27 protein-coding genes, 2 pseudogenes and 1 riboswitch are annotated in these 26,461 nt (G+C 43.7%); of the genes and pseudogenes, 21 read left to right on the top strand and 8 right to left on the bottom strand.

Translation table 11 applies throughout. The features are described from left to right. Positions 1-11 precede the first annotated feature (11 nt). The 4 genes from LKD71_RS14880 to LKD71_RS14865 all read left to right on the top strand — a co-directional run bounded on the left by LKD71_RS14880 (position 12) and on the right by LKD71_RS14865 (position 6,817). Positions 12-2,102, top strand: a complete 2,091-nt coding sequence (locus LKD71_RS14880) for a DNA topoisomerase 3 (protein WP_069432104.1) — start codon at positions 12-14, stop codon at positions 2,100-2,102. 130 nt (positions 2,103-2,232) lie between these two features. Next, complete coding sequence (locus LKD71_RS14875) at positions 2,233-6,246, top strand: antirestriction protein ArdA (RefSeq protein ID WP_069432105.1); 4,014 nt, start codon at positions 2,233-2,235, stop codon at positions 6,244-6,246. After that, on the top strand, positions 6,243-6,455 hold the full coding sequence (locus LKD71_RS14870; RefSeq protein ID WP_436970290.1) for a transposon-transfer assisting family protein: 213 nt from the start codon (positions 6,243-6,245) through the stop codon (positions 6,453-6,455). The genes LKD71_RS14875 and LKD71_RS14870 overlap by 4 nt, the downstream gene beginning before the upstream one ends. Further along, the gene (locus LKD71_RS14865; RefSeq protein WP_069432107.1) at positions 6,452-6,817 is read left to right on the top strand and encodes a cysteine-rich VLP domain-containing protein; all 366 of its coding nucleotides are present in this window, start codon (positions 6,452-6,454) and stop codon (positions 6,815-6,817) included. Before LKD71_RS14870 ends, LKD71_RS14865 begins: the two co-directional genes overlap by 4 nt. 177 nt (positions 6,818-6,994) lie before the next feature. Here LKD71_RS14865 and LKD71_RS14860 read toward each other — a convergent pair whose 3' ends face one another. The 6 genes and pseudogenes from LKD71_RS14860 to LKD71_RS14835 all read right to left on the bottom strand — a co-directional run bounded on the left by LKD71_RS14860 (position 6,995) and on the right by LKD71_RS14835 (position 10,362). Further along, positions 6,995-7,414: a nuclear transport factor 2 family protein gene (locus LKD71_RS14860; RefSeq protein WP_011861104.1), complete on the bottom strand. Its 420-nt coding sequence runs from the start codon at positions 7,412-7,414 to the stop codon at positions 6,995-6,997. Next, positions 7,407-7,793, bottom strand: a pseudogene (locus LKD71_RS14855) (DUF6050 family protein). The gene LKD71_RS14860 and the pseudogene LKD71_RS14855 overlap by 8 nt, the downstream one beginning before the upstream one ends. Before the next feature lie 4 nt (positions 7,794-7,797). Then, positions 7,798-8,028: a helix-turn-helix domain-containing protein gene (locus LKD71_RS14850; RefSeq protein ID WP_227616043.1), complete on the bottom strand. Its 231-nt coding sequence runs from the start codon at positions 8,026-8,028 to the stop codon at positions 7,798-7,800. A 92-nt stretch (positions 8,029-8,120) separates the two neighbouring features. Further along, positions 8,121-9,470 carry a relaxase/mobilization nuclease domain-containing protein gene (locus LKD71_RS14845; RefSeq protein ID WP_069432108.1) on the bottom strand — a complete coding sequence of 450 codons (1,350 nt, stop codon included), beginning with the start codon at positions 9,468-9,470 and terminating at the stop codon, positions 8,121-8,123. Next, a complete protein-coding gene (locus tag LKD71_RS14840) occupies positions 9,431-9,760 on the bottom strand; it encodes a plasmid mobilization protein (protein WP_009905253.1) in 330 nt (109 codons plus the stop codon). Before LKD71_RS14840 ends, LKD71_RS14845 begins: the two co-directional genes overlap by 40 nt. Positions 9,761-10,008: 248 nt before the next feature. Next, positions 10,009-10,362 carry a helix-turn-helix domain-containing protein gene (locus LKD71_RS14835; RefSeq protein ID WP_016728880.1) on the bottom strand — a complete coding sequence of 118 codons (354 nt, stop codon included), beginning with the start codon at positions 10,360-10,362 and terminating at the stop codon, positions 10,009-10,011. Positions 10,363-10,523: 161 nt separating this feature from the next. On the opposite strand from LKD71_RS14835, the gene LKD71_RS14830 reads away from it, so the two are divergent. The 9 genes from LKD71_RS14830 to LKD71_RS14790 all read left to right on the top strand — a co-directional run bounded on the left by LKD71_RS14830 (position 10,524) and on the right by LKD71_RS14790 (position 16,457). Then, positions 10,524-10,712, top strand: a complete 189-nt coding sequence (locus tag LKD71_RS14830; protein WP_227616042.1) for a helix-turn-helix domain-containing protein — start codon at positions 10,524-10,526, stop codon at positions 10,710-10,712. Next, entirely contained in the window at positions 10,705-11,397 is a 693-nt protein-coding gene (locus LKD71_RS14825; protein WP_021360404.1) for a response regulator transcription factor, read from the top strand. The genes LKD71_RS14830 and LKD71_RS14825 overlap by 8 nt, the downstream gene beginning before the upstream one ends. Positions 11,398-11,403: 6 nt before the next feature. Further along, positions 11,404-12,321, top strand: coding sequence for a sensor histidine kinase (locus LKD71_RS14820; protein ID WP_227616041.1), 918 nt, complete (start codon positions 11,404-11,406; stop codon positions 12,319-12,321). A 136-nt stretch (positions 12,322-12,457) separates the two neighbouring features. Continuing rightward, the gene (locus LKD71_RS14815; RefSeq protein WP_227616040.1) at positions 12,458-13,384 is read left to right on the top strand and encodes an ABC transporter ATP-binding protein; all 927 of its coding nucleotides are present in this window, start codon (positions 12,458-12,460) and stop codon (positions 13,382-13,384) included. Continuing rightward, a complete protein-coding gene (locus LKD71_RS14810) occupies positions 13,377-14,186 on the top strand; it encodes an ABC transporter permease (RefSeq protein WP_227616039.1) in 810 nt (269 codons plus the stop codon). Before LKD71_RS14815 ends, LKD71_RS14810 begins: the two co-directional genes overlap by 8 nt. Before the next feature lie 5 nt (positions 14,187-14,191). Beyond that, a complete protein-coding gene (locus LKD71_RS14805) occupies positions 14,192-14,965 on the top strand; it encodes an ABC transporter permease (RefSeq protein ID WP_016728876.1) in 774 nt (257 codons plus the stop codon). A gap of 61 nt (positions 14,966-15,026) precedes the next feature. Next, positions 15,027-15,203 carry a hypothetical protein gene (locus tag LKD71_RS14800; protein WP_166460160.1) on the top strand — a complete coding sequence of 59 codons (177 nt, stop codon included), beginning with the start codon at positions 15,027-15,029 and terminating at the stop codon, positions 15,201-15,203. A gap of 58 nt (positions 15,204-15,261) precedes the next feature. Beyond that, on the top strand, positions 15,262-15,519 hold the full coding sequence (locus tag LKD71_RS14795) for a hypothetical protein (protein ID WP_022621582.1): 258 nt from the start codon (positions 15,262-15,264) through the stop codon (positions 15,517-15,519). 542 nt (positions 15,520-16,061) lie between these two features. Beyond that, positions 16,062-16,457, top strand: coding sequence for an RNA polymerase sigma factor (locus LKD71_RS14790; protein ID WP_227616038.1), 396 nt, complete (start codon positions 16,062-16,064; stop codon positions 16,455-16,457). Positions 16,458-16,506: 49 nt separating this feature from the next. Here the strand turns inward: LKD71_RS14790 and istB are convergent, their stop codons facing one another. Beyond that, the gene (gene istB, locus LKD71_RS14785; protein ID WP_227616037.1) at positions 16,507-17,283 is read right to left on the bottom strand and encodes an IS21-like element helper ATPase IstB; all 777 of its coding nucleotides are present in this window, start codon (positions 17,281-17,283) and stop codon (positions 16,507-16,509) included. Beyond that, on the bottom strand, positions 17,280-18,830 hold the full coding sequence (gene istA / locus LKD71_RS14780; protein ID WP_227616036.1) for an IS21 family transposase: 1,551 nt from the start codon (positions 18,828-18,830) through the stop codon (positions 17,280-17,282). The genes istB and istA overlap by 4 nt, the downstream gene beginning before the upstream one ends. Positions 18,831-18,987: 157 nt before the next feature. On the opposite strand from istA, the pseudogene LKD71_RS14775 reads away from it, so the two are divergent. From LKD71_RS14775 to LKD71_RS14740, 8 genes and pseudogenes are all read left to right on the top strand, one after another. Then, positions 18,988-19,095: pseudogene (locus LKD71_RS14775) on the top strand (RNA polymerase subunit sigma); the annotation flags it as partial. Continuing rightward, positions 19,076-19,333 carry a helix-turn-helix domain-containing protein gene (locus tag LKD71_RS14770; RefSeq protein WP_009905237.1) on the top strand — a complete coding sequence of 86 codons (258 nt, stop codon included), beginning with the start codon at positions 19,076-19,078 and terminating at the stop codon, positions 19,331-19,333. The pseudogene LKD71_RS14775 and the gene LKD71_RS14770, both read left to right, overlap by 20 nt. 420 nt (positions 19,334-19,753) lie before the next feature. Beyond that, on the top strand, positions 19,754-19,957 hold the full coding sequence (locus LKD71_RS14765) for an excisionase (RefSeq protein ID WP_009905235.1): 204 nt from the start codon (positions 19,754-19,756) through the stop codon (positions 19,955-19,957). 79 nt (positions 19,958-20,036) lie between these two features. Next, complete coding sequence (locus tag LKD71_RS14760; protein ID WP_044477098.1) at positions 20,037-21,230, top strand: site-specific integrase; 1,194 nt, start codon at positions 20,037-20,039, stop codon at positions 21,228-21,230. A 258-nt stretch (positions 21,231-21,488) separates the two neighbouring features. Then, positions 21,489-22,286 (top strand): 5'-nucleotidase C-terminal domain-containing protein, encoded by a 798-nt coding sequence (locus LKD71_RS14755; RefSeq protein WP_227616035.1) that lies wholly within the window; start codon positions 21,489-21,491, stop codon positions 22,284-22,286. A 13-nt stretch (positions 22,287-22,299) separates the two neighbouring features. Then, positions 22,300-24,579, top strand: coding sequence for an ATP-binding protein (locus tag LKD71_RS14750; RefSeq protein WP_227616034.1), 2,280 nt, complete (start codon positions 22,300-22,302; stop codon positions 24,577-24,579). A 322-nt stretch (positions 24,580-24,901) separates the two neighbouring features. After that, the gene (locus LKD71_RS14745; RefSeq protein ID WP_227616033.1) at positions 24,902-25,573 is read left to right on the top strand and encodes a class I SAM-dependent methyltransferase; all 672 of its coding nucleotides are present in this window, start codon (positions 24,902-24,904) and stop codon (positions 25,571-25,573) included. A gap of 247 nt (positions 25,574-25,820) precedes the next feature. After that, positions 25,821-26,195 carry a response regulator gene (locus tag LKD71_RS14740; RefSeq protein ID WP_331466481.1) on the top strand — a complete coding sequence of 125 codons (375 nt, stop codon included), beginning with the start codon at positions 25,821-25,823 and terminating at the stop codon, positions 26,193-26,195. An 87-nt stretch (positions 26,196-26,282) separates the two neighbouring features. Then, a riboswitch (cyclic di-GMP riboswitch) is annotated at positions 26,283-26,373 on the top strand. Positions 26,374-26,461: the final 88 nt, after the last annotated feature.

Genomic DNA, 26,461 nt, shown 5'->3' with positions numbered 1-26,461 from the left:
AGGATTTTTATTTGATTTTAGTTATCGCAGAAAAGCCCAGTGTGGCGCAGACAATCGCTGCCGTACTTGGGGCAAAGGAAAAGAAAGACGGATTTCTCACAGGAAGCGGCTATATCGTTTCTTGGTGTGTGGGACATTTGGTAGGGCTTGCGGAAGCTGCCGCTTACGGGGAGCAGTATAAAAAGTGGAGCTATGACAGCTTACCGATTTTGCCGCAGGAATGGAAATACACCGTTTCCGCTGACAAGGAAAAGCAATTCAAAACCTTAAAGGAGCTTATGCACCGGGCAGACGTTTCCGAAGTCGTCAATGCCTGCGACGCAGGGCGCGAGGGAGAACTCATTTTCCGTTTTGTCTATGAAATGGCAGGCTGCAAGAAACCTATGCGCCGCCTTTGGATTTCTTCTATGGAGGACAGCGCAATCAAAGAGGGCTTTTCCTGTCTGAAGAACGGCAGGGATTATGACCCTCTCTTTGCTTCCGCATTATGCAGGGCAAAAGCAGACTGGCTAATCGGTATCAATGCCACCCGCCTTTTTTCTGTCCTTTACAATCATACCTTGAACGTGGGGCGCGTACAGACCCCGACCTTAAAAATGCTTGTTGACCGGGACGCAGCGATTACCACTTTCAAGAAAGAAAAATACTACCATGTACGCCTTGCATTATCCGGCGCGGAAGCTGCAAGTGAACGAATTTCAAATAAGGCAGAAGCCGACGCATTAAAAACGACTTGCGAAGCGTCGCGGGCAGTATGTACTTCCCTTGTGAAAGAGAAAAAGACCGCAGCTCCGCCGAAGCTCTTTGACCTTACTTCTTTACAGAGGGAAGCAAACCGCCTGTTCGGATATACGGCAAAACAGACCCTTGACCTTGCACAAGCCTTGTATGAAAAGCGTTTGCTTACTTATCCGAGAACAGACAGCGCATTTCTGACCGACGACATGGGCGACACAGCGGCGGGCATTATCAAGCTGCTTTGTGGGAAGTTTTCCTTTATGGCGGGAAAAGACTTCACGCCGGAACTTGGAAAGGTGCTGAACAGTAAAAAGGTATCAGACCACCATGCCATTATCCCAACTATGGAGCTTGCAAAGACCGACCTTGCCGCGCTGCCGGAAAGCGAAAGGAATATCCTTACCCTTTCCGGGGCGCGTCTACTTATGGCGACCGCTGCACCGCATACCTTTGAAGCGGTTACGGCAGTCTTTGAATGTGCCGGACAGTCCTTTACCGCAAGGGGAAAAACGGTGCTGTCCGACGGGTGGAAAGAGATTGACCGAAGATACAGGGCAGCCTTAAAGAACAAGCCCGAAACGGACGACGCAGACAGCGACACAGAAAAGACCCTGCCGCCGTTTACCGAGGGACAAACCTTTGACAATCCGGCTGCAACGGTAACGGAGCATGACACAACACCGCCAAAGCCCCACAACGAAGCGTCGCTCCTTTCTGCTATGGAACGCGCCGGAAGTGAGGACACCGACCCGGACGCAGAACGCAAAGGGCTTGGAACTCCCGCCACCCGCGCCGCTGTCATTGAAAAACTGGTAAAGGGCGGCTTTGTGGAACGAAAAGGCAAGCAGCTACTTCCCACAAAAGACGGTATCAACCTTGTGTGCGTCCTGCCGGACACCTTGACAAGCCCGCAGCTTACCGCAGAATGGGAAAACAATCTGACGCAGATTGCAAAAGGCAAGGCAGACCCCGCCGCATTTATGGAGGGTATCGAGAATATGGCGCGGGAACTGGTAAAGACCTATCCGTTTCTTTCTGATGATAAAGCGCAGATGTTCAAGCCGGAACGGGAAGCGTTGGGAAGCTGCCCCCGCTGCGGTTCTCCTGTCTATGAGGGAAAGAAAAACTACTATTGCAGCAACAAAGAATGTATCTTTACCATGTGGAAAAATGACCGTTTCTTTGAAGAACGAAAAGTAACCTTTACCCCGAAGATTGCCGCTGCACTCTTAAAATCCGGCAAGGTAAATGTGAAAAAGCTCTATTCCCCAAAGACAGGCAAAACCTACAACGGAACTATCGTATTGGCTGATACGGGCGGGAGATATGTCAACTACCGCATTGAACTGCCGAAGAAAAAATAACTGAATAGCAAGCATAGGAAAAGAGTACCCTTTTCCGTAAAATCCCTGCTTTCTCTACCGAGAACGGCGGGGATTTTTGCTTGTTGGGAAGTTTCCCAAACCCTCTGAAACCGAAGAAAGGAGGTTACACATGGCAAGTTTACGGGACACCGTAAAGGACTATCAAGAAGAATTAAGGGACGGTATCGCTTGGGTGGCGTTTTGGAAAACGGGACGCTCTTGGAACGCAGAATATTTCCACCTTGAAATGAGCGATATTCTCTACCCGGAGGACAGAAGCCGCATGGAAGAAATCAAACAGGCTGACCCTGCCGCCGTTGTGGTAAACGGCTATTACTCCGGCTATCTTGGCGAGGATAGGAACCTTGACGAGCTGACCGCCGGGGTGCGCCGCCACTACGAAAACGGATATAGCAATATCGGGGAATTTATCGAAGCCCACGACGACAGGCTGCCGCCGGAGCTTATCGAGGAAGCAAGAGCCGCCGCCCACGCTGCGGGGCTGCCTTTCTCTGAAAAAGCCTACCGGGACGGCGAAGAACCCGACCCCTATCTATTTGACGGGAGCATGAGCATGGAGGACTACGAGCTTATGCACCGCATGATTGAGAAAGAAAGGAGCGAACACATGGAACAACCGATTTTAAGCGGGTATCTTTCTAATCTTGGAAAGTACACCGAGGGCAGACCTGCGGGCGAATGGGTATCATTCCCCACGACTGCCGAGCATTTGAAAGAAGTCTTTGACCGTATCGGCATAGACGGCAAAAACTACGGGGAGCTGCATATCACAGAATACCAGTCCTCTATTGCGGGACTGGCAGGAAAATTGACCGAGCTTGAAAGCCTTGACGAGCTGAACTATTTGAGCGAACTTTTGAAAATGCAGTTTGACGACGACAGGGAAAAATTTGTTGCAGCTATGGCATACGGCGACCATACAAGGGACTTGCAGGACATTATCAACCTTGCACAAAACCTTGATTGTTACTGGCTTTATCCGTCCGTACAGAGTGAGGAAGATTACGGGCATTATCTGATTGAAGAACTGGACGAGTTGGAGCTGCCCGAAGAAGCAAAAAAATATTTCATGTATGAGGAATACGGGCGGGACGCTGCTATCAATGACGGGGGCAGATTTACCGAGCAGGGCTATATCTACAATAACCGTAATACCTTTACAGAATGGTATGACGGGCGCGACGTGCCGGAGGAATACCGGGTAACGCCGCAGCCGCCAGTACAGGAAAAGGAACAGGCAGACCTTGACGCTTCCGCAGCTATACCGACCACCGCCACAGAGCAGCCCCCGGTTCTCCCGATTATCCTATCTTCTGAAAAGCCCGCTGACAAGATGAAAGAGATTACCGACCGACTGGAACAGGGGATTTTAGGACTGTATGAAAGCGACCGTTACGCCGACTATCTGCGTACTATGTCAAAATTCCATGATTACAGCCTTAACAATACAATCCTTATCGCCATGCAGGGCGGCAATCTTGTGAAAGGCTATAAACAATGGGAAAAGGAATTTGACCGCCATGTAAAGCCGGGAGAAAAAGCTATCAAGATACTTGCGCCGTCCCCGTTTACCGTTAAGAAACAGGTGGAAAAAATCGACCCGGACACCCAAAAGCCTGTTTTCGATAAGGACGGGAAACCTGTTACCGAGGAAAAGGAAATCAAGATACCCGCCTTTCGTGTGGTATCTGTCTTTGATATTTCACAGACCGAGGGAAAGGAGCTTCCTGCCCTTACCTATGAGCTGACGGGCAACGTGGAACAATACAAGGATTTTTTCGCTGCCCTTGAAAAGACTTCTCCCTTTGCTATGGGATTTGAAGCACTAAGCGGCGGCGTAAAAGGACGCTGCAATTATGAGGAAAAGCGTATCATCATCAACGAGGGCATGGACGAATTGCAGAATATCAAGACCGCAATCCATGAAATCGCCCACGCCACGCTGCATGATACTGCCCTTGCTATGCCGGAACGCCCCGACCGCCGTACCCGCGAGGTACAGGCGGAAAGCGTCGCCTATGCTGTCTGCCAACATTACGGGCTTGATACGTCGGACTATTCTTTTGGATATATCGCCGGGTGGAGCAGCGGAAAAGAACTTGCAGAACTGAAAGGCTCTCTTGAAACAATCCGCAGCACCGCCGCAAATCTGATTGATACCATAGACGGACATTTTGCAGCAATCCAAAAGGCACAGGATAAGGAACAGACCACCGAACAGGCGCAGCCCGCACAGGAAGCTACCAAACAGCCCGAAGCAGAAGCCGCCACGCCGGAGCTTCCCGAAGAAACAGCCCCGGTACAGGAAAAAGAAACACAGCCGGAACAGGCTGCACCCGCCGCCCCTTATTATCCTATCAATGAAGCTGCCGCCAAACGTGCAAAGGATATGAACAGCTTTTCCGATTATAAGCAAGGCAGCGCGACGGCTGAATACAGGCATTATGTAGATGAAGCCGTACAAATCGCAGAAAGGCAAAAACAGCGGGTAGACCCGATGTACCATGAGAAAATCGACAGCCTGCTTGACACCTATGCCCGGAAACTGGCGGCGAACATGAATAAAGGCTATGAGATTGACGCGCGTGTTCCCTCTATCCTGATTGCGGGCGGCTCTAACTTCCCCACAAGGAAGAAAGAAAAGCAGAACGCAGCCCGCGACAGCAATTACCGGGAATGGCAGGACATACAAGGGCTTCTTGATAAAATCCGCAGTACCGGCATGGGCGGTATCAGCGCAGACGACCCGCAGGCAGTACAGAAGTTAGAAAAGAAACTGGAAAGCCTTGAAAAATCACAGGAAACCATGAAAGCCGTAAACGCCTATTACCGTAAGCATAAGACCCTTGACGGCTGCCCGCATTTACCGCCGGAGGAACTGGAAAAACTGAAAGCAGACATGGCGAGCAGTTGGCATTTGGAGGACAAGCCATTTGCGACTTGGGCGTTATCCAACAACAGTGCAGAAATCCGGCGCGTGAAAGACCGTATCAAATCTCTTTCACAGCAAAAAGAAATCGGTTTTGTGGGTTGGAAATTTGACGGCGGCAAGGTGGAAGCAAACACCGAAGCGAACCGACTGCAAATCTTCTTTGAGGATAAGCCGGACGAAGCCACGCGGGAAGCCCTAAAAAGTAATGGCTTCCGTTGGTCGCCCAAAGCAGGGGCATGGCAGCGGCAGCTTACCAGTAACGCCTATTATGCGGCTGATTATGTCAAGGCGATTGTACCCCTTACGGGGGAAAAGCCTACCGAGTTACAACGGGCGCATATCCGGGCGCAAAAGGTAGATGCACAGGAGCAGCCGGAACAGGAAGCCCCACAGGACAAAGACACCTTTTCCATTTATCAGATAAAAGGCGGGGACGAAACAAGAGATTTGCGCTTTGAACCTTACGACCGTCTGACTGCCACAGGACACCGGGTAGACGCGAAAAACTATACACTTGTCTATTCCGCAGAGCTTACGCCGGGGACTTCCCTTGAAGATATTTACACCCGCTTTAATATCGACCACCCGAAAGATTTTAAGGGACACAGCCTTTCCGTTTCCGACGTGGTGGTGCTTCATCAGAACGGGCAGGACACCGCCCACTATGTAGACAGCTTCGGTTATAAGGAAGTGCCGGAGTTTTTCAAGGAGCAGGAAAATGCCCTCATTCCCGCCGACTTGGAAACGGGCGAAACAATCAAAACACCGAGAGGGACTTTCTATGTAACCGCCATGAGCCGCGAGCAAATGGAAGCTGCCGGATATGGATTGCACCACCAGTCCGACGACGGAAAATATCTGATTATGGGGAACGGCACTAGGGCTTTTGCTGTTCCCGTTCAGCCAGAGAACTATCTGAAAGCTGCCGAGCAGACCACAGAGCAAAACTACAACATGATTGACGGGCAGATAAACAACACCCCGACTACCGCAGAACTGGAAGCAAAGGTAAAGGCAGGAGAAACCATTTCCCTTGTTGACCTTGCGGAAGCTGTCAAGGCTGACAAGGAACGCGGCAAGGCAGCAAAAACGGAAAAGAAGCCCTCTATCCGGGCGCAGCTTAGAGCAGACAAAGAAAAAACCGCACAGAAAAAAGCGGCAAAATCAAAAAATCACGAATTGGAGGTATGAGCATGATTAGACTGACCGTTGAAGAAACAAACCTGTTGAGCATTTACAATGAGGGCGGTAAGCGCGGGCTTATGGAGAACATCAACGCTGCGCTGCCGTTTATGGACGAGGATATGCGGGAACTGGCGAAGCGCACCCTTGCGAAAATTGCACCTCTGACAGAAAATGAGTATACGGAGCTTGCCATTTTCGCCGCTGATGAGGTATGACCGGGCTAAAGCGGCTTACGCCGCCCCAAAGCCGGAAAGTCAACAGCCTTGTAAAAAAGGAGTGCTGCAACTGCGATAACGGACACTGTATTTTACTGGACGACGGGGAGGAATGTGTCTGCCCGCAGCTTATTTCCTATTCTCTTCTATGCAAATGGTTTCAGACCGCCGTACTTCCCTTTGATAAGCTGCTGTATGCAGAGCTTTTCAAGACCGAGGATAAAAAGCGTTGTACCGAGTGCGGAGCTTCTTTTGCGTCCACCTCTAACAGCGTCAAATACTGCCCGGACTGCCGGAAGCGTATTACCCGCAGACAGGCAGCGGAGCGCATGAGGAAACGACGCGCCCTTGTTACGCAGTAGGGGCAAAAAAAGCCTTGATTTACAGGGCTTTCCGGGTGTGAAAATGACGCGGCAAGGGTTTTATACCTTTTCCCTCAAAAATGGCGTTCTACTGCGTAACATTTTATCGCTGTACCCATAAGAAAGCCGGGGCGCGGATAGTCTTTACCGACTGTCTGCGTCCCGGCTTTTAAAACTTCAAAACCACTTTGTTTTTTCATCTCTGAATTGTGGCATATCATTTTGGGCGTATGGATTATAGGTATTGAGATTACAACCAAATTCTTTCAACTCCATTATTTTGTTATTTTCCGTCCATACTATTAAAGAAATTCCGTCAAATTCTTCAATATTACCATTATTCATTTTGTTTTTGAAATACCATTCTACAATAGTTTGATTTTCCTTATGAAAAAATTGTTTAATATCCCACACTAAGACTTTTCCACGAGTATTCCATTCATCAAACCAATGTTTTACTGTTTTTCGACTTTCATACTTAGGACTCCAACTTTCAGTGTAAATCACATCTTCTGTAAAAATACTATCAATCCCTAAATCTTGTTGTTTTAGCCACATATCAAACCATAAATGAATAATTCTTTCTCTTTCATTCATAACTTTTAAATCCTTTCTCTATATTGATTTGAGGGGTTGCACTCTTATCTGCGGTAAGTAAACGGTATATCGTAAGGGGGATATACCACGTAGCAACGACAAGCCGCCATATTAAAATGCCCCCGCCGATAATGCCGTCCAAAATGAAGTTAATGGCAACGATACCCACCGTTCCAGCTATGTCATATCCATGCGGTACAAGCCATACGAACATACGGCGAATGCCAAAGGGGATACCGCAGCACAGCCATACATAAAAGTAATTGGTCTACCCGTCCTCTGTAAAGATGTTCTTGAACATGAAGAATAAAAACAATGCAATAACGGCGGGCAAAACGTTTCTCTTGAAAAAGTCTTTCCAAATTTCTCCGCGTGTCATGGTATCACTCCTTTTCCATTGGAAATTGTGGGATAGCTTCTAACAGTTTCATTATGAGTGTTTGCCGTAAATCTTCGTCGATTTCCTCTTTGATAGTCCCGTCCGGCTGACACTTTTTTACCATTGCAAGGCGGTTGATTTCGTCGCCGTAACAATCAAGCACCTTTTCCAACGCCCATTTTTCGTCCACAACGGCAGCGCATATCGTTTCATAGTCCGGCATTTCCTGTTCCATTTTCTGACACTTCCTTTGCTGAAAATGTATCACTTTAGTATGTGGCTACTGTCTTTGATAGGAACTATTATATCACACAAGTATGAACAAAACTACTCCCCGCGTTCTTTCCCTTTTTCCCGTTCCGGCTCTCTTGGCTGCCGTAAAATGCTGTCTATGTTCTGTTTGATAACGTCGTACTCTTTGACCTGTTTTTTCAGTTTGCCATAGTCCGCGTAAAGGGCTTCTTTCTGTTCCCGGAGCTTTTCATAGTCTACTTGTAGCGCGGCGACATTCGGGAGCTTGGAAACGCCCGCCGTTTTTAGTGCCTTTGCCGCTGCTTCATGGAGTATCAGACTGCTTTCCTGCTTTGCCCGGTATGCGTCCTTATCCTTTGCCCTGCGGTATGCTTCATAGACAGGTTTTGTCTTTTGGTAGGTGGTAACGTGCTTCATCAGCACCGCCATGTTTGCAAGACGTTTCTCCACGCTCTTTAATGCGTCTGCTGTCTTTTCATTTTCCGCATTTACTTCCTCAATCCGGCTGACTAAATCTGCGTACTGCTCAATCTTATGTTCTGTCAAGAAATTCATAGTCTTTGCAGCCAGTTTCAGATTATGGATTTTCGCCCACTGTTCATAGCCCCGGCTCTGCGCTGCCTTGATACTGTTTTCAATGTCAATAAGCAGCGATACGCCGCGCTGCTCTTTGGGAGCTTTCGCCGCCTTTGTGCGCTTGCCCTCTATCCGTTCTTTGATTGCTTCCTCTGTATAATCTGCACCGAGGGTTTTTAAGCGGGTAAACCGTTCCTGTCCCGGAGCGCGGCAGGAGATATATTTTCCCGGCTTTATCTCATAGCCCGCTGCCTGTAACCGCTGCAACAATTCTTCAAAACTTGCCACTTGGGGGATAAGCGTATCAACGGTAATTTTCAGCTTGCCTTTCCAACTTGCACCGACCTTTTCCGCTTGATATTCTGCATAGCTTTTTCCCTTGCTGCCCTTACCCGGAACGACAACGGACAGCCCGTTTTCCCGGCACAGCTTATCGCTCATGTTCCGTATGCCATAGTAGCTGCGTTTATTGGAATTGTATTTGTGGTAGTCAACAAAATTGACCGCACAAAAAATGATATGGTTATGGATATGCCCTTTGTCTATGTGGGTAGTTAAGACGTATTCATGCTGTCCCTTTGTTACCGCGTCGGCAAGCTGTTTCCCGATTTCGTGGGCTTTCTCATAATCCACTTCCCCCGGCTCAAAGGACTGTATCAAATGGTGGGCGAGATTGTTCCCTTTCTCTATGGCTTGTGCAAGCGTAAATCCAAACTCAATATCTGCCGTTTCATAGCTGCACCCAAAGGAGGACACAAGCGTTTTCCCGTCTGTTTTATCCGGGTTTTGGATATAGTCAAGGGCTTTGCTCAACGTGCTTTTAATAGGCTTAATCTTTGTAACCGCCATATCTCCGCAAGCACCCCCTTTATTTCCTCTATGTCCTCTTGGTAGACGCTGCCTGTCGCGTTGACACGCTTTGCAATCTGATTGATATTGACCCCGATTTTCTGTATCTCCGCTGTCATGGCTTTTATGTCGCTATGGTCTGTCTGAATGATATACCCGTCAATGGCAATCTTGCGAAGATACGCCGCCATGTTCCGGGTGGGGACGAGCTTCATTTTCTGCTCAATCAATGCCCGTTCTTCCTCTGTTACATAGAATTTGATTTGTACTTTTCTTTTGCGTCCATTCATGCAATCACTCCTTTCCGTTCCGAGGGTTTGGGACACTTCCCAACAAGCAATTTTCAACCGACGCACCGCAGGACGGGAGGGAGAAAATACGGAAAAGGGTACTCTTTTCCTATGCTTGCTACGAAAGTTTTTTCCTCACTGGTTACTACAACGCAATGCTCTATATGCCAAAAAAGAGCAAAAGAAAAACGCTGCAATCTGTAAAGATTACAACGCTTCCTAAATCATATTCAATTTGCCGGACACATTTATTTGTCCTCTTTTTCGACTTCTGAAATTTCTTTTGCAGTTGCCGTTACAATCCGTATGCCATTATCGCTCATATCATCAAGGAGAGCGTCGAGCTGCCGCCGCTTTGTATCTTTTTGGGTGGGCGTATCTAAAAGAAACTGGTCTACGGATATATTGTAACGAAGCATAAGCTCAAAAAAGATTTGCAGACTGGGGTGCTGTCCTTTGTTTTCGATATTTGCAAGATAGCGAGGAGAAATATACATTTCATCACTTACCTGTTTGCGGCTTTCTTTGCGCCCCGTCCGCGCAGCTTTTATAGCTTCTCCAAATGCCTTGAAGTCATATTTTTCTACCGGTCTTTTTGCTATATTTATTCACCCAGTTACATTTTACTGTTCCCCTTTCTCTTTGGATATGTCTATACAGTTCCACTAAATAGCCATAATAATTCATATTTATATACTTGCTATTGTTCGTGTGTCCGACTATAATTATTATGATAAGATTTTCAGAAAGGACGGGTGTTGTTATGGAATATATGTCTTGCCCCGAAGCAGCAAAGAAGTGGGGAATTTCTGGAAGGCGGGTACAGATACTTTGCAGGGAGAAACGCATACAGGGTGTTTCAAAACTTGGGTATATGTGGTTGATACCAAAAGACGCGGAAAAACCGATTGACGGTAGAACCAAACAAGGAAAGGAGCTATACCATGAATAAAGTTTTGATTATAGATGATGATAAGGAACTTTGTGCGCTGATTAAACGCAGCGTGCTATCAGAAGATATAGAAGCTGATTTTTGTAATACGGGAAAAGAGGGATTACAAAAATTAAAAGAGAGAGAATATCAACTTGTGATACTGGACGTTATGATGCCTGGTATGGACGGATTTGAAACATTGGAAGAAATTAGAAAAGAAAGCAGCCTGCCGATTTTGATGTTTACATCAAAAAATGACAGTGCTTCTAAAGTACGCGGTTTAAGGGCAGGAGCTGATGATTATTTGACAAAACCTTTTGACATGGACGAACTGATAGCCCGTATCGTTTCCCTTATACGCCGTTATACCCGTTTCAATCAACAGGACGGAATATCACAGCAACTTGAATTTGACGGGTTGAAAATTGATATTGAAAATCGTTCTGTTACTACGGAAAATGGAACTTTTGAATTGCCTCCAAAAGAATTTGACTTACTCTTATACTGCGCGAAAAATCAAGGGAAAATTCTGACAAAGCAACAGATTTATGAAGAAGTGTGGAGAGAGGAATATTTCTATGATGACAGCAACATTATGGCGATTATCAGCCGACTTCGCAAGAAATTAGAGGTAAATCCCGGAAGTCCAAAATATATTCAAACGATTAAAGGTATCGGTTATCGTTTTAACAAGGAGGTTTGATTTTCTATGGAAGCAGTCATTTTTCTATCCATAATAATTGCACTTTTCTCTATTCTTGTTTCCTGCTTTGCTATTCGACGTGTTAAAAAACAGATAGCCGAGATAACAGACGCATTGATTGATGTAAAAAACGGAAATGGAAACAGACGTATTTTATCTGCAACAAATGAACTGGTAGCCCCTCTTGCCTATGAAATAAATGAGATTGTTGTGTCTTATGAGAGCAGGCTTTCTACTGTCCGGCAGACAGAAGAAACAAACCGACAGCTTATGACAAGTCTTTCCCATGATGTTCGGACACCGCTTACAACGCTTATTGGGTATCTTGACGCTGCACATAAAGGAATTGTTACAGGAAAAGACAGGGACGACTATATCGAAACAGCCCGCCGCAAAGCTCACGATTTGAAAGAATATATTGATGTTCTTTTTGACTGGTTCAAATTAAATTCTAATGAGTTTGCTATGGATATAAATATTGTTGAAGCTGCGGAGCTGACACGAAATATCTTGATTGACTGGATATCCATATTTGAAGATAAGCAGATAGATTACAATATTGATATTCCCGAACAGCCTTTCCGGGTAAAACTTGATACGGACGGCTATATGCGGATATTGAACAATCTTATTCAGAATGTAATTTCTCACAGTCATGCGGATAAAATAGAAATAATCCTATCAAAGCAGGAAAAAAATATGCAAATCCGATTAGCAGATAATGGAATAGGGATTGAAAAAGAAGATTTGAAGCATATTTTTGAACGGCTCTATAAATGCGATAAGGGACGGTCTGAAAAAGGCAGCGGTCTTGGGCTTTCTATCGCACACCAACTTGTAGAAAAAATGAACGGCACAATAACAGCAAATAGCACACAGGGAACAGGAACGGAATTTACTTTGCTTTTTCCCTTAGCAAATTAAGGTTCTCCCGTTCTTTTGACGGGAGCCTTAATTATTTTTGGGACAATATTTCAAATTGCAAGGTTAATGCAAGGTTGCGGCAAGGTTAATGCAAGGTTGGTATGATAGAATAGTTTACAGAACAGGAGGTTTGAATATGGACAAAAATTATATCATTGAAACAAAAAATCTTACCAAACAGTACGGCTCACAAAAGAGTGTCGCTGACTTAAATATTCATGTGCAGAAAGGGAGAATTTACGGACTGCTTGGAAGAAACGGAGCCGGAAAAACGACCACTATGAAAATGCTACTTGGATTGACAAAGCCAACTTCCGGCGAAGTTAAAATATGGGGAAAGTCTTTGCAGGGGAATGAAAAGAAATTGTTGCCCCGTATCGGTAGTCTGATTGAGTCACCCGGTTTTTACCCTAATTTGACTGCTACGGAAAACTTACAAATTTTTGCTACCTTACGGGGCATACCCAACCGTCATTCAATTAAAAACACATTGGATTTGGTAGGATTGCCTTATAAAGGCAAAAAACTGTTTTCCCAGTATTCTCTTGGTATGAAACAACGGCTTGCGATTGCACTTGCAGTTATGCACGACCCTGAACTTCTGATTTTAGATGAACCTATCAATGGGCTTGACCCGATTGGAATTGCAGAAGTACGTTCTTTTATTCGCGAGCTTTGCGATACAAAGGGAAAAACAATTTTAATTTCCAGTCATATCCTTTCGGAGATTTCTTTGCTAGCAGATGATATTGGAATTATCGACCATGGCGCACTATTGGAAGAAGAAAGTCTTGCGGAACTGGAACAAAAAAGCAGCAAACATATCCGATTTACTCTTTCTGATACCGCACAGGCAGCAAGAATTTTAGAGCGTACTTTCCATGAGAGTCATTTCTCTATACAGGACGACCACAATTTACGCTTGCATAATCTTGATTTGTCCGTAGGAAAAATCGTGACTGCTTTTGTAGAAAATGGATTGGAGGTATCAGAAGCCCATACTTGTGAAGAAAGTCTTGAAGATTACTTCAAGCGTGTGACAGGAGGCGAAGGAATTGCTTAAACTGATTAAGTGCGAATTTTGGAAATTAAAGCGAAAAAGACTGTTGTATGCACTGATGTCATTGTCGTTATTTTTTCCGTTGATTTTGGCATATATGGCAAAGGCGGGAACTGGTGCAGATACAACAGAACACTATCTTCAAACCCGATTTGATTATGTCTATACAATGATGTTGGGATATGGTTTAGTTTTTTTGCTTCCATGTCTAATTGGTATCATTGCCGCTATTTTGTTTTTTATAGAAAGAGATTGTGATACTTCCAAAAACCTTAGAACAATTCCAGTTACAAATACACAACTCATTATGGCAAAAATTTCTATGCTCTTTATTTTCAGCGTTGCATTTTGTCTGATAAGCACATTGTCTGTTGCGTTGTTTTGTAAATTGTTTCATGTAGGAATGGTTTACGGTATGACTTATAAGATATTTATGAGCCTTATTTTTGGAGTTCTTATCGTAGCAGCTTCTTTACCGATTGTATTTTTAATTATTTACTTTAACAAAAGTTTTTTACTTTCTATCCTGCTTGCTTTTTTTTATTCCATTTTTAACTGGGGCATACTGGGAACGATTGGGACATCTATAAGTGCTGCCAAAATTGCTTTCTTAAATTCTTTTCCGGTTATATGTGTTATGAACTGGACAAGCGGCTTAATGATGGATAATTTGCAAAAAGATAATCTTTTGCCGGAAGCCTATGCGATTGTACCAACTACTTTCCATACAATTTTTATTATGGCAATTACAGTTGTACTTTCTTTGTGGCTGATAATTTGCTTTTATAAAAAATGGACGAGGTAAAAGATATGAGAAATATAATAAAAACTGAATTTTTAAAATTAAAACGATATTCTGTAATAAAAGCCGGAATTATTATGACAACACTTTCTCCGTTGCTGTCACTGTTTTATTCCACAGCCAACGGTGGACCGACATGGACGTTTGACTATTTTATGCAACAGGTTATGATTAGTAATTGTACCTTATTTTTTCCGATTATTATTGCACTGATTGCAGGTTATATCATAACAAGGGAATATACAGACGATACTATGAAGAATATATTAACAATTCCTATTCCATATAAACAGTTACTTTCTGGAAAATTACTTATTCTATTGCTGTTGACAATCAGCTTTAGTCTTATAGGTTGTGTGATAGCATTAGTAATCAATATTATTGTCGGATTTCCGGGAGTTCATTTTGGCAATCTACTCAATATGTTTATTCGTGTTACTGGGGCGAATATAGGAATTTATATTTCAGTCTTGCCGATTATTCTGATATTCTGTTGTTCGGCAAATAATTTTTTGGGTGGAGTTGCACTAGCTTTTGTGTATGGATATTTTGGAACTTTTGAAGGAACACTGTTAAATTATTATCCGATTAAAGCAAGCATGATTTTAGTAGACCCTACTTGTGGTGCGGAATATGGTTATACTTATCACATTTTCCCCGCTTTCATTACAATAGTTTTGACTTTCTTGATTTCTATGATTATTCTTGCAAATAAAAAGAAAGAACCCGGTACATTGACTGTTGGTAAGAAGAAAAAAGCAGTTAGAAAAAAAGGTTGGTAAATACCAAAAAGATTGAACCGAAAATATGTATCATCTATTTAATAATTATGGAGGTAAAGATATGATGTATAGGACAGAATTATTAGAAGAAATTACTATTGAAAATGCGACAGTGAAAATCAATGCCAAAATAGAGGAAATGGAAAAGGAAAGCTATCGCCTTGTCACAATGTCATTTTGGGGAACCGAAAGGGCTGTATTGGTTTTCAAAAAAGGATTAAAGGGCAGTTTGCTTTAATATGTAGCTATCTAAATAGAAAATTACTCATTCTAAATTAACATCGGAGGTATAACTTATGGAAAAGGAAACAACAGGAACTGTAATTTCAGTTACAAAACAATGGTGGTTAAAAGTAAATCGTAAACCTGTCCGTACCCATGCTATGGATGGTGCAGCTTTTCCACATATTATCAAGGTCAAATACACGATAGGCGTCAAAGATTACACCTGCCAAAAATGGATTGGCGCAGGAAACAAAATTCCTGACAAGGGAACAACGATTAAAGTTATCTATTGTGAAGATAAACCATCAAAAGCAAGAATTGAACTCTGATTCAAATAGCTTGATATGGTAGGTTTTATTCGGTGTGGAGTAACAAGTTTTGGTAATTTGGATTCCTCACTACTGAAAAAATAGTGTCTTTTATGCACACTTCCTAATTCTACGCTACGACAGCAAAAGAAAAAAAGCCGTCGTAGCGCAGACATATTTTCACGCGCATTTGAAGCGGTGGCTTTAATTTTTAGAGCCGCCGCTTCTTTTTGTCTACTGCTAACATAAATTAGCGGCATTTAGGAGGGCTGCCGCTATGGGGATTTCTTTGTTGCTATACAGCATACATAGGTTACATTCATTAAAAAAAGTATAGCTCCCCCACCGGACAAGTCCGACTATACAGATGAACTATCAAATCAATTAAATACTGCTGTTATTTCCTATGCGTCGGTCTGCGCCTTGCAGATGGGCGCATTTTGCATTTTACAGAAGATTTTTCAAAGAAATTTTCGCTTTCGTCCGGCGTTTAAAAAAGTCGTCTGTATTATCCCGCGAAAAGGGGAGGTACTACCGCCTTTCGGCAGAAAGGAGGTGATTACATGGAACCTAATCGCAGAGAATTTCAGAAGCAATGTGTCTTTCAAAGTTTCTGTAAACGGGTGCTACACAACGAAGCCTGTAACGCCCATGATGAAATCCGGCGACGCAGGAAACGGGAAGTTTCTTTTTGTGACCTTGCCTTGCATGAGGAACGGCAGCTTTACACTACGGATAAATATTTTCAAGCTGAAACAGCCGAGCCGACTTATCAAATGGCAGGAAAAGAAATAACCCCGAAGTTATTGCTTGAAGCAATACGCACCCTGCCGGAAGAAAAGAGAACTGCTATACTTCTGTACTATTTCGAGGGCATGACTGACGTGGAAATCGGAAATGAATATTCCGTTGCGGCGAAGCCGCCTGTCCGGAAAAATGGAAACCACCTGTCCGGATAGGCGGAAACCGCTTTAGGTTATTGCTATGTGCGGCGAAGCCGCCTGTATGTTATTGTGCCTGAGATGGATCCAGTCCATAAACCTCCCTCATGGAAATATCCTTTTCTGGGTCAAGACTCATAATCGGAATCTTGTATGAATCGAATGAGATTCGATCCATGATGGCATCTGTGAGGGGGTTGTCCTTACCACCAAGCTTTTGGTACCAGTCTTCCTCAAGATACTGGGAACAAAAGATCGTGGATGAGTGCTTGCGACGCTTATGAATAAGCTCAAGCAGATTGGCTGAGTCTTTTTCAGTAACTCTCATGAGCAGCCACTCATCCAAGATTAGAAGCGTGGGATTGGTGTATTTTTTCAATGCATCTTTAAAGTGGCCTTCATCTCTGGCCTCTTGTAAGTCCAAGAGCAGATCTGGCACACGGACATACTTAACGCTGTAATAACGCTTACATGCCTCCATTCCAAACGCACAGGCCAGATATGTTTTACCACTGCCTGTTGCGCCGGTAATGAAGATGTTACGGTATTCTGTGATGTACTCACAGGTTGCCAGCCGTTCGATCAGTTGACGGTTTATCTTGCGATTATGACCGTAATCGACTGCCGCAATCGATGCATCTGGCTGCTCAAACTCAGCGTTCTTGATCAGCCTTTTCAGATGGCTGTTTTTACGGGATGTATATTCGATATCAACGATCATCCCAAACCGATCTTCGAAAGGGATCTCTTTCATGGCGGCATCCTGCAGCTGGTTACGGAATGCATCAGCCATCGATGTCATGTGCATTTCAATAAGCTTGTCAATCGTACTCTGGTTTGTCATGATCTCTTACCTCCGTAATAACGGGCACCACGGGTGATGCCGGACTGAGAACTCTCGTTTGTCTGCTTCTGAGGTGGTTCAGATTTAGCACCATGATCCGCAGCAAGGATGTTCTTGATACTTTTATAGCTGGGTGAATTCGAGTACTGCAGAGCCTTTGCACAAGCGCTTTCAAGCTGCTGTGAAGACTTCCTCTCAGCAAGCTTCAGAAGGCCCATACAGGCCCTGTAAGACTGCTGTTCCACCCGGCCAGAGGTAAGGATACTGTTTACAACTTTATAGGTATTGATTCCGATTGTTTCTGCCCATTTGCGGAAACGGTCACCATTCCACTCCAGATATTTCTGGTGATCTGGCGGCATATGTTCGAGCACTGTGGAATACTGCCCCGGACGCCCATACAGGCGTTTGTGGGAAGCAATTCTCCTGAAATCCTTAAAAATTTCAATTGTGGTATCGGTCACTCGCACATCAACCTTATCTTTGATATACTGATAAGGCACCGAGTAGTACATTTTGTCTACGGCGATGTGATAGTTGAACTGTACTGTGGCGGTACGATGTTCAGCTAATTCAAAGCGGGTGGCAGGCAGGGGCATGAGCAAGGGCTTCTCATCTTCGAGAAACAGCTTCTGTCGGCTGCCTTCTTTCTTTTGAAAAGAAGCCTCGTTGTATTTTTTGAGTTTTTTTCTGATTTCCTGGTTCAATTCCGCCAGAGAGAAAAACTGCTCATTACGAAGCGCCGCTGTGATCCATGTAGAGACATGGCCAACGTTTCCTTCTGCGATTGGCTTATCCTTCGGGGTACATACCCGTGCCGGGATGATAGCAGTGTTGTAATGCTGTGCCAGTTCCTCATAGGATTTGATCAGGACAGGCTCATATTTGTCGCTCTGCTTACGGTTCGTTGCTGTAGGAGCATTGTCTGGCACCAGAATCGGCGTAACGCCGCCAAAGAACTCGTACATATGGACATGAGCGGTAATCCATGCCTTCTGCTGTTCATTGATGAACGCTTCGACAAAAGCATACTGGCTGTAGGTCATGACACCAACAAAGATCCATGCTTCGGTGATCTCGCCGGTATCCGGATCAATGATCTTTGCCGGATCACCAGCCCAGTCAACTTCGATCTGTTGACCGGCCTTTCTCGGGATGTGCATAGTAGCCCGGCGCTTTTGCTCGTTCTGCTGAATGTAATAGCAGAACTGAGAATACATCAAAGCCTCATCACCATTCTGACTGCATTCTTCAAGGTATTCTGTCCAGAGGAGCTTCTTGTTGACACCATTTTTGAGCAGTTCCTTACGGATGTAGTCGAAGTCAGGCATTCGCTTAGTGGATTTCGGAGACAAATCTTTTGGAAACATCCGCTGCTCCAACTCGGCATCGGTGAGTGATTCGTCCAGTGTCCAGCTCAGAGATAATTCATCTGCACGTTTCTGGACCTTTACAACTGTCTTTCTTGAAACCTTGAGGCTTTTCTCAATGTCACGAAGAGACAGACCCAAGGCTGTCAGCCTTAGGATTTCACGATATTTGGTCATGTGAAGACCTCCCTCATAATGAATTAGCATCAAATTCGATGCTTACATCCATTATAAGAGTGGTTTCCTAATGACCGGAAGAGCGGTTTCCATCAATCCGGAACAATGGTTTCCTCAATCCGGACAGGTGGTGTAAAAGTACCCGTAATATTCAGGAAAAATGTTCAATACGTCGCGCAGCACGATACAGTACAGACGGACAAGCTCTTTTGAACTGTTAAAGAAATATTTGGAGGAACACGCTGATGAATGGAACGAATGGTAATCAAAACGACTACCCGGAAAATGCCCTTGTTCCCTATCCCGTTATTTTGGCGGCGAGCAAAGGCGACCCGGACGCTATGAAAATGGTCTTGCAGCATTTCAGCGGCTACATAGCAAGTCTTTCCATGCGGAAGCTCTACGACGAGCGCGGCAATGTCTATTATGGCGTTGACGAGGATATTCGGGAACGGCTGCAAGCAAGACTGATGAGGGCTATCCTCACTTTTCGGGCTGAATAACCTACGCGATATTGGAACGCTTCTTTCCCCTTTTCCGTTCCATACCGCAAGACAGCCCCCTGCTCTTTGATAAAGAAAGCGGCGCAATAGAACGGCGACGCAGCATAAGGCAAATCGGATACGTTCCTTTTGTGCCGAGCCATGCGGCGGGTACGCCATGACCTTTCTCTTAACAGAAAAGCGAGCGAGAAATACCACACCGTAAAGCAGGGATAGCAGCCTGCGGGCGATAACGCACAGAATACATAATGATACTTCCTTACAGCCATAGTCCGAGCGTTAGAAGCGTCGCAGGCAATGGGTAGGGCTTCGGCAGACCGCCGGAGGGGTGCAAGTCCCATGAGGTTACGCTAATAGCCGTCCGATTAAAGCCTATGTTACAGATTGATTTTTGACCCATTAAGAAAGGGGGACGACAAATTGAACAATAACGACGTGCCGATTTGGGAAAAGTACACTCTTACCATAGAAGAAGCAGCAAAATATTTCCGTATCGGAGAAAGCAAGCTGCGGAAACTGGCAGAAGAAAATCCCGTCCCGGACTGGGTAATGATGAACGGAAACCGTATTCAGATTAAGCGTAAGCAGTTTGAAAAAATGATTGATACGGTGGACGCAATCTAATAGTGAAATCGAGCCTTGAATGTGGTACAATGTAGTCAAGCATATCAAGGCTCTTTCCATTATGGAAAGGAGCATAACGATGTCGGAAAAAAGACGGGATAATAAAAATCGTATTCTCCGCACCGGAGAGAGCCAGAGAAAAGACGGGAGATATGCCTACAAATATATAGATACCTTTGGGAAACCGCAGTTTGTTTATTCTTGGAAGTTAGTGCCTACGGACAAAACCCCGGCAGGAAAGCGCGACGATATAGCGTTGAGGGAAAAAGAGAAAGAAATCCAAAAAGACCTTGACGACGGTATCGACCATATCGGAAAGAAAATGACGGTCTGCCAACTCTACGCAAAGCAGATACGCCACCGGGCAAATGTGCGGCATGGTACAAAGCAGGGGCGAAAACAGCTCATGCGGATTTTGCAGGAGGATAAACTTGGAGCCTGCCGGATTGAAAATGTGAAGCTCTCCGACGCAAAGGAATGGGCGTTACGCATGAAAGAAAAAGGTTACGGCTTCAAGACTATCAACAACCACAAGCGTTCCTTAAAGGCTGCCTTTTACACAGCCATACAGGACGATTGTATTCGTAAAAATCCATTTGACTTCCAGTTGAACACAGTCCTTGAAGATGATACGGAACCAAAGGAACCTCTATCCCCTACGCAGGAAGCGGCTTTTCTGTCCTTTGTACAGCATGATAAAGTCTATCAGAAATACTACGACGAGATTATCATACTGTTAGGGACAGGGCTTCGCATTTCGGAACTCTGCGGACTGACGGAAGCTGACATTGACTTAGACAAACAGCTTATCAATGTAGACCACCAACTTTTGAAGATTGCAGATGTGGGCTACTATGTGGAAACGCCTAAGACGAAAAGCGGCAACCGGGTTATTCCTATGAGTGAAAAAGTGTTGGAAGCATTTCAACGGGTGCTAAATAAACGGAAATATGTACAGCCTGTTATTTTAGAGGGCTACACAAAGTTTCTGTTCCTTAACCGGAACGGCTTGCCAAAAGTGGCAGTCAACTATGAAAGTATGTTCCGGGGGCTTGTAAGGAAATACAACAAAACGCAAAAGGTCGCATTGCCAAAGGTAATGACACCGCACACCTTACGCCACACATTCTGCACCACGTTAGCAAATGCGGGAATGAACCCTAAAGCATTGCAATACATCATGGGACATTCCAACATCAATATGACGCTGAACTATTACGCACACACAACTTCCGAAACGTCAATAACCGAAATGAAGCGGCTGATTGCATAGTAGTAAATGGAGAATTTACTACTCCACATACTACTTTTGAACACAAAAACATACGGGGATATAAGAAGATTTGAGAGTATCTTCCACAATGAAAAATGCCGGAAAAGCCTGTAACAATAGGCTATACCGGCATATAAGAACTTTTGAAAAGATAGTCAAAAATTACTTTGTGATTTATTACTAAATGTAAATCGTTATTATGGATTGAATAAAGAGCTGGAGAATCATCCTGAGAAACTTGAAGATGCATTAAAAGTCATGAAGGTTCTGTCTACGGTAGAAGGAACCAGCGCCCTGTATCCGGACAGCACATTAAAAGCAGGACTACTTCCTTTCAAAGATGCAAAGGCAGATGACACCTTCTATGCAGATATTTCAGATATGATCAATGCAGGGAATACGACACCGTTTATTTATGCCGGATGGGAAAATACGATTGTAAATACCGGAAACAAAATGCTGGAATTCATGCAGGATAAGGCATCAATAAAGGATGTGTCAGATCAGCTGGATGAGGATCAGGACAGCGTGGTAAATAACCAGCCGGAAGTGATTACAACAGTCACAGAGGAAATCCCACAGGAAAGCTGTGCAAAGCTGGTGGGCAGATGTTTTGCCGAGGCGACCGGAAGTGACATTGCTCTTATATCTCTTGGAACATGGATCAGTGGAAATGGCACGAACCAGAACAATGATGGCGTGAGCGGAAAACTGTATGCAAAGAATATTACAGACTATGATATCTGTACCATTCTTCCGACTGGCTGGTCACGGACTATTAATACAATCAGGCTGACAGGAAAACAGATTCGGGCATTGTATGAAGAAGGTTATGATGCAGTTGGTACAGGTAAGAATTATCCATATATGCTGGTAAATCCTGAAGATATGAAACTGGAGGATGAAAAGACTTATCAGGTCGCAATTTCCGGAATCAGTGAAAAACTGGCATCAGAAACGGAAGTGACAGACAGTGGTATTGTGGGTCTGGATGCGGTAAAAGAATTTTTTGGGCAATTTAAGACTTTAAGTGAAGCAGACACTGAATGGAAATAAGCGGAGGAAAAGGATGCAGAAGGCAAAGGGGTACCAGAATTTAATATTGGGATGCTGTATGGCTGGTATAGCGATGCTTTTTGCATTCTTTTTCCTGTATCATACTTATATCCAGGATATTATCTATGAGGAACGGTTAAACCAGATGGAAGAGATTACCCGTCAGATGTTTCAAAATCTGGAGGATGTGATCGATTCCCACTGGGACCGGGTAACGGAAGAATGTAATTATCTGCGTGATGCAAACATACAGACTACAGATGAACTCTGCAGACATATGAAAAAGAAATATGAATTATCAGCATATGCAGATCATAAGATCACGTTGATGGCAGTGGATTCAGAAGGCGGATATTATACAGAATCCGGAAGTATGGGACTTTTCCGGGATCTGGATTATTTTGAAGAAAGTCCTGAAAAGATCAGTTTTGTTTTTGATTCCATGACGGATAACCAGTCAAAGATGGTATTTCTGAACCGTTTGCCGGAGCCAATATATCTTCAGAATGGAGAAAAGATAACTACAATTCGTTATTATGGAATTGCCCAGAATATGGAACAGCTGAATCCTTATTTTAGCTGTGATGCATATAATGGGAACAACAGTGTGTATATATTGGATGACAATGGATTTAAACTGTTTAACAGCAATCAGGTAGAACTGATTAAGGGACATAATGTTTTTTCCGTTTTACAGAATATGAAGTATCTTCACGATTCTTCTTTTAAAAAGACAAAGACTGAACTGGAAGAAAAAGGCTGCAGTTATTCTAATGCAATACTGGATGGAACTGAATATTTTTACGGGTTAAAAAGAATGGAAAATGCCGAATGGACCCTTATCTTTCTGGTTCCGGCAGAATATGTTGCTACGAATACCTTAAAACTTGTCAATTTTGTCACGATATTTATTGTTATCTTTACGGTTATCGTAGCTGTCTTTGTTATACTGGGAATTTCTTTTGTTATGCATAGAAATCAGCAGGAAGCGATCCGCGTGGAACGGGAAAATAATGCCAAGCTGGAAACCATGAATACAGAGCTGCGTCAGGCAAAACTGGCATCAGAGGAAGCTTTTCAGGTGGCACAGGAAGCGAACAGATCCAAGAGCAGTTTTCTTGCCAATATGTCTCACGATATACGTACTCCTATGAATGCGATCATTGGAATGACATCCCTGATCAGATATGATGCCAGTGATAAAGACAAGGTAATAGAGTATGCGGATAAAATTGACACTTCATCACAGCATCTGTTAGGGATCATTAATGATGTTCTGGACATGAGCAAGATTGAAGCCGGAAAAACTGTTTTCAAATATTCTGACTTTTCTATAGTGGATTTTATACAGGAACTTGACACGATATTTCATTCTCAAATATATGAAAAGAAGCAGACCTTTACAATTACAAAAGAAAATATCCAGCATGAATGGGTGAATGGGGATCGAGTCCATTTGATGCAGATTTTCAGTAACCTGCTGTCTAATGCAATTAAATATACACAGGAAGGCGGAGAAATTCAGTTTCTGGCAGAGGAATGTGGATCAAATTCATCTGTTTATGCAAAGTACCGCTTTTTAGTCAGCGATAATGGTATGGGAATGTCAGCAGATTTCCAAAATACAATTTTTGATGCGTTTACCCGTGCGGAAAATTCCATGACAAATAAGATACAGGGAACCGGCCTTGGAATGGCAATCACCAAAAATCTGGTTGATTCAATGGGCGGAACGATCGATGTAGAAAGTGAACCTGGACAGGGCAGCTGTTTTGAGATCTTTATGGATCTGAAAATTGCAGAAGAAAGATCTGTTTCTCCGGCATCACAGGCAGAAACAGATGAGCAGGATGGTAATATCCTTCAGGGGATGAGGTTCCTGTGTGCAGAGGATAATGAGATAAATGCAGAAATCCTGACGGAACTGTTAAAGATTGAGGGCGCGGAGTGCACCATCTGTGAAAATGGTGAAGAGATTTTGAAGGCATTTGAACAGTCGGCTCCGGGTGATTATGACATGATCCTGATGGATGTGCAGATGCCTGTCATGAATGGTTATGAGGCAACGAGAGCAATCCGTAGAAGTTCCCATGAACTGGCAAAGAAGATTCCGATCATTGCCATGACCGCCAATGCATTCTCGGAGGATATCCAGCATTCTTTGGCAGCCGGTATGAATGCGCATGTTTCAAAACCGGTTGAGATGAAGGTACTGGAAAAGACGATCAGAAACATAAAATCCGGCGGGGGGGTACCGAACCGCAGGTCATTGAACAGTAATAAATGGATTTGATGCGGTAGTGCAATTTTATTAAACCAGGATGTTGACAAGGAGATGTATAGAGAAATATATTTGACAGACAGGAGATTTAATATGATTTCGAGAGCAAAGAAATATGTGGCACTGTTGCTGGTTTTTGTATGCGTGTGTATGATATTTTCTCCCCAGACTGCATATGCAGCCGAGGACAGTTCGCAGCATGAAACTGTCAAAGCCGATTGTGATTGATGAAGTTATAAAAACAATTCTAAGGTATGTACATTTTGATAAAGAATGATTAGTAGAGGTATTTCATGAATTGGTGGAATACCACAAATTTTAATGAGGGGCATCCATGAAAAAAGAGAACAGAAAATATTATGAAGCCTATGAAGACCGATATAAAACCGCTCATGAAAAGGGGTTCAGTTGGGCACAGATGAAAAACACTCCAATCGTTATGGATATTATTCATCGATATCACCTTCATCCTGAGCATTCATTACTGGAAATCGGGTGTGGTGAGGGCAGAGACTCCGCCACCGTTTTAGAAAATGGCTTTCACCTTATGGCAACCGATATATCGCCTGAAGCAATAAACTATTGTAAGAAAAAAATACCTGATTTTGAATCAAAATTCATGGTTTTAGATTGTTTATCAAGTGATTTGGATGAGAAGTTTGATTTCATTTATTCAATTGCGGTTGTTCATATGTTAGTTTTAGATGAAGACAGAAATGGGTTTTATCAATTCATTCGTAGCCATTTGAAATCCGATGGAATTGCTCTTATTTGTTCAATGGGAGACGGAAATTATGAAATGCAAAGCGATATCAGCAACGCTTTTGAGCTTCAGGAAAGAGAACATGAATCTGGAAAAATGATGGTTGCGGGAACATCTTGCAGGATGGTTTCATTCAGTACTTTTGAGAACGAGTTGCTGAGAAACGGACTGAAAATCATCGAAAAAGGCATCACAAGTGCGATGCCAAATTTCAATAGCTTAATGTATGCTGTAGTGCAATAGAGAGCCTATCGAAAAGCAGCAGACAAACTGAAGGAACTCAAAATCAACTATATTACGCTAATTCTCGTATTCCGAGAGTTATTCTGAGTCTATTGGGTGGTGTTCTCACTACCGAAATCTTAGAATAAAGACACAGAAAGCAAACCATCCAGCCGCAGGGGGATAGAAAATGAAAACAAAAGGTATTCAGGAACTCTATCAAATAAAATTACATAGCATGGATACGATCCTGCATCAGATATCGCTTATGGATCAGGTGGAAAATGAGCAGGAGTTGTCAGAAATCATTCACTCTTTGTTGCAGGCAAACGGAAAAGAAGCACTTGAAATATTCCGAAATTCTAAGATGGGTGAGTATGATTTTATTATCATGGATGTGATGATGCCGGTTATGGATGGACTGGAAGCAACAAAAGCAATCCGTGGGTTGGAACGTGAAGATGCCAGAAAGATCCCGATCATTGCCATGACGGCAAATGCTTTTGAGGAAGACCGAAAAGCTTGTCTGGATGCCGGGATGGATGAACATATCGGAAAGCCGATTGATATTCCGCTATTAAAAAGAACGATCACAAAACTGCTGACAAAAAATCATAAAAACCGCATATACAAAGGAAATTAAAAAGTATGATCTCAAACAGGAAATGAATTATTTACTCCATTGACGTGTAAAAACATTTATGGTATTTTATTTTTGATAAAAATAGAAATTATTTAAAGGCAAACCTGCTGAAAGGCAGGGACGCAAAGCCAGAAGGGGCTAAAGTCAGAAAGTTTGACCAGGTCAGCCGGTTGCAACTGTTTCCATATCATGATGCCAGGGTCAAAAGGTCAAAAAGCCGTTCATGCTTGCATGATAAGGCTTTTGAACTTGGGACCCACTAAACA

The sequence above is a fragment of the Fusicatenibacter faecihominis genome, from assembly GCF_020686945.1.
Classification (GTDB): Bacteria; Bacillota; Clostridia; order Lachnospirales; family Lachnospiraceae; genus Limivivens; species Limivivens faecihominis.
Note: the sequence above shows the minus strand (reverse complement) of the source record. Positions and strands in the feature narration are given on the sequence as shown.

Coding starts and splice junctions, on each gene's coding strand:
- LKD71_RS14875 (WP_069432105.1), top strand. CDS start 2,233: ATGGCAAGTTTACGGGACACCGTAAAGGACTATCAAGAAGAATTAAGG.
- LKD71_RS14870 (WP_436970290.1), top strand. CDS start 6,243: ATGAGCATGATTAGACTGACCGTTGAAGAAACAAACCTGTTGAGCATT.
- LKD71_RS14865 (WP_069432107.1), top strand. CDS start 6,452: ATGACCGGGCTAAAGCGGCTTACGCCGCCCCAAAGCCGGAAAGTCAAC.
- LKD71_RS14860 (WP_011861104.1), bottom strand. CDS start 7,414: ATGAATGAAAGAGAAAGAATTATTCATTTATGGTTTGATATGTGGCTA.
- LKD71_RS14850 (WP_227616043.1), bottom strand. CDS start 8,028: ATGGAACAGGAAATGCCGGACTATGAAACGATATGCGCTGCCGTTGTG.
- LKD71_RS14845 (WP_069432108.1), bottom strand. CDS start 9,470: ATGGCGGTTACAAAGATTAAGCCTATTAAAAGCACGTTGAGCAAAGCC.
- LKD71_RS14840 (WP_009905253.1), bottom strand. CDS start 9,760: ATGAATGGACGCAAAAGAAAAGTACAAATCAAATTCTATGTAACAGAG.
- LKD71_RS14830 (WP_227616042.1), top strand. CDS start 10,524: ATGGAATATATGTCTTGCCCCGAAGCAGCAAAGAAGTGGGGAATTTCT.
- LKD71_RS14825 (WP_021360404.1), top strand. CDS start 10,705: ATGAATAAAGTTTTGATTATAGATGATGATAAGGAACTTTGTGCGCTG.
- LKD71_RS14820 (WP_227616041.1), top strand. CDS start 11,404: ATGGAAGCAGTCATTTTTCTATCCATAATAATTGCACTTTTCTCTATT.
- LKD71_RS14815 (WP_227616040.1), top strand. CDS start 12,458: ATGGACAAAAATTATATCATTGAAACAAAAAATCTTACCAAACAGTAC.
- LKD71_RS14805 (WP_016728876.1), top strand. CDS start 14,192: ATGAGAAATATAATAAAAACTGAATTTTTAAAATTAAAACGATATTCT.
- LKD71_RS14800 (WP_166460160.1), top strand. CDS start 15,027: ATGATGTATAGGACAGAATTATTAGAAGAAATTACTATTGAAAATGCG.
- LKD71_RS14795 (WP_022621582.1), top strand. CDS start 15,262: ATGGAAAAGGAAACAACAGGAACTGTAATTTCAGTTACAAAACAATGG.
- LKD71_RS14790 (WP_227616038.1), top strand. CDS start 16,062: ATGGAACCTAATCGCAGAGAATTTCAGAAGCAATGTGTCTTTCAAAGT.
- istB (WP_227616037.1), bottom strand. CDS start 17,283: ATGACAAACCAGAGTACGATTGACAAGCTTATTGAAATGCACATGACA.
- istA (WP_227616036.1), bottom strand. CDS start 18,830: ATGACCAAATATCGTGAAATCCTAAGGCTGACAGCCTTGGGTCTGTCT.
- LKD71_RS14770 (WP_009905237.1), top strand. CDS start 19,076: ATGAATGGAACGAATGGTAATCAAAACGACTACCCGGAAAATGCCCTT.
- LKD71_RS14760 (WP_044477098.1), top strand. CDS start 20,037: ATGTCGGAAAAAAGACGGGATAATAAAAATCGTATTCTCCGCACCGGA.
- LKD71_RS14755 (WP_227616035.1), top strand. CDS start 21,489: ATGAAGGTTCTGTCTACGGTAGAAGGAACCAGCGCCCTGTATCCGGAC.
- LKD71_RS14750 (WP_227616034.1), top strand. CDS start 22,300: ATGCAGAAGGCAAAGGGGTACCAGAATTTAATATTGGGATGCTGTATG.
- LKD71_RS14745 (WP_227616033.1), top strand. CDS start 24,902: ATGAAAAAAGAGAACAGAAAATATTATGAAGCCTATGAAGACCGATAT.
- LKD71_RS14740 (WP_331466481.1), top strand. CDS start 25,821: ATGGATCAGGTGGAAAATGAGCAGGAGTTGTCAGAAATCATTCACTCT.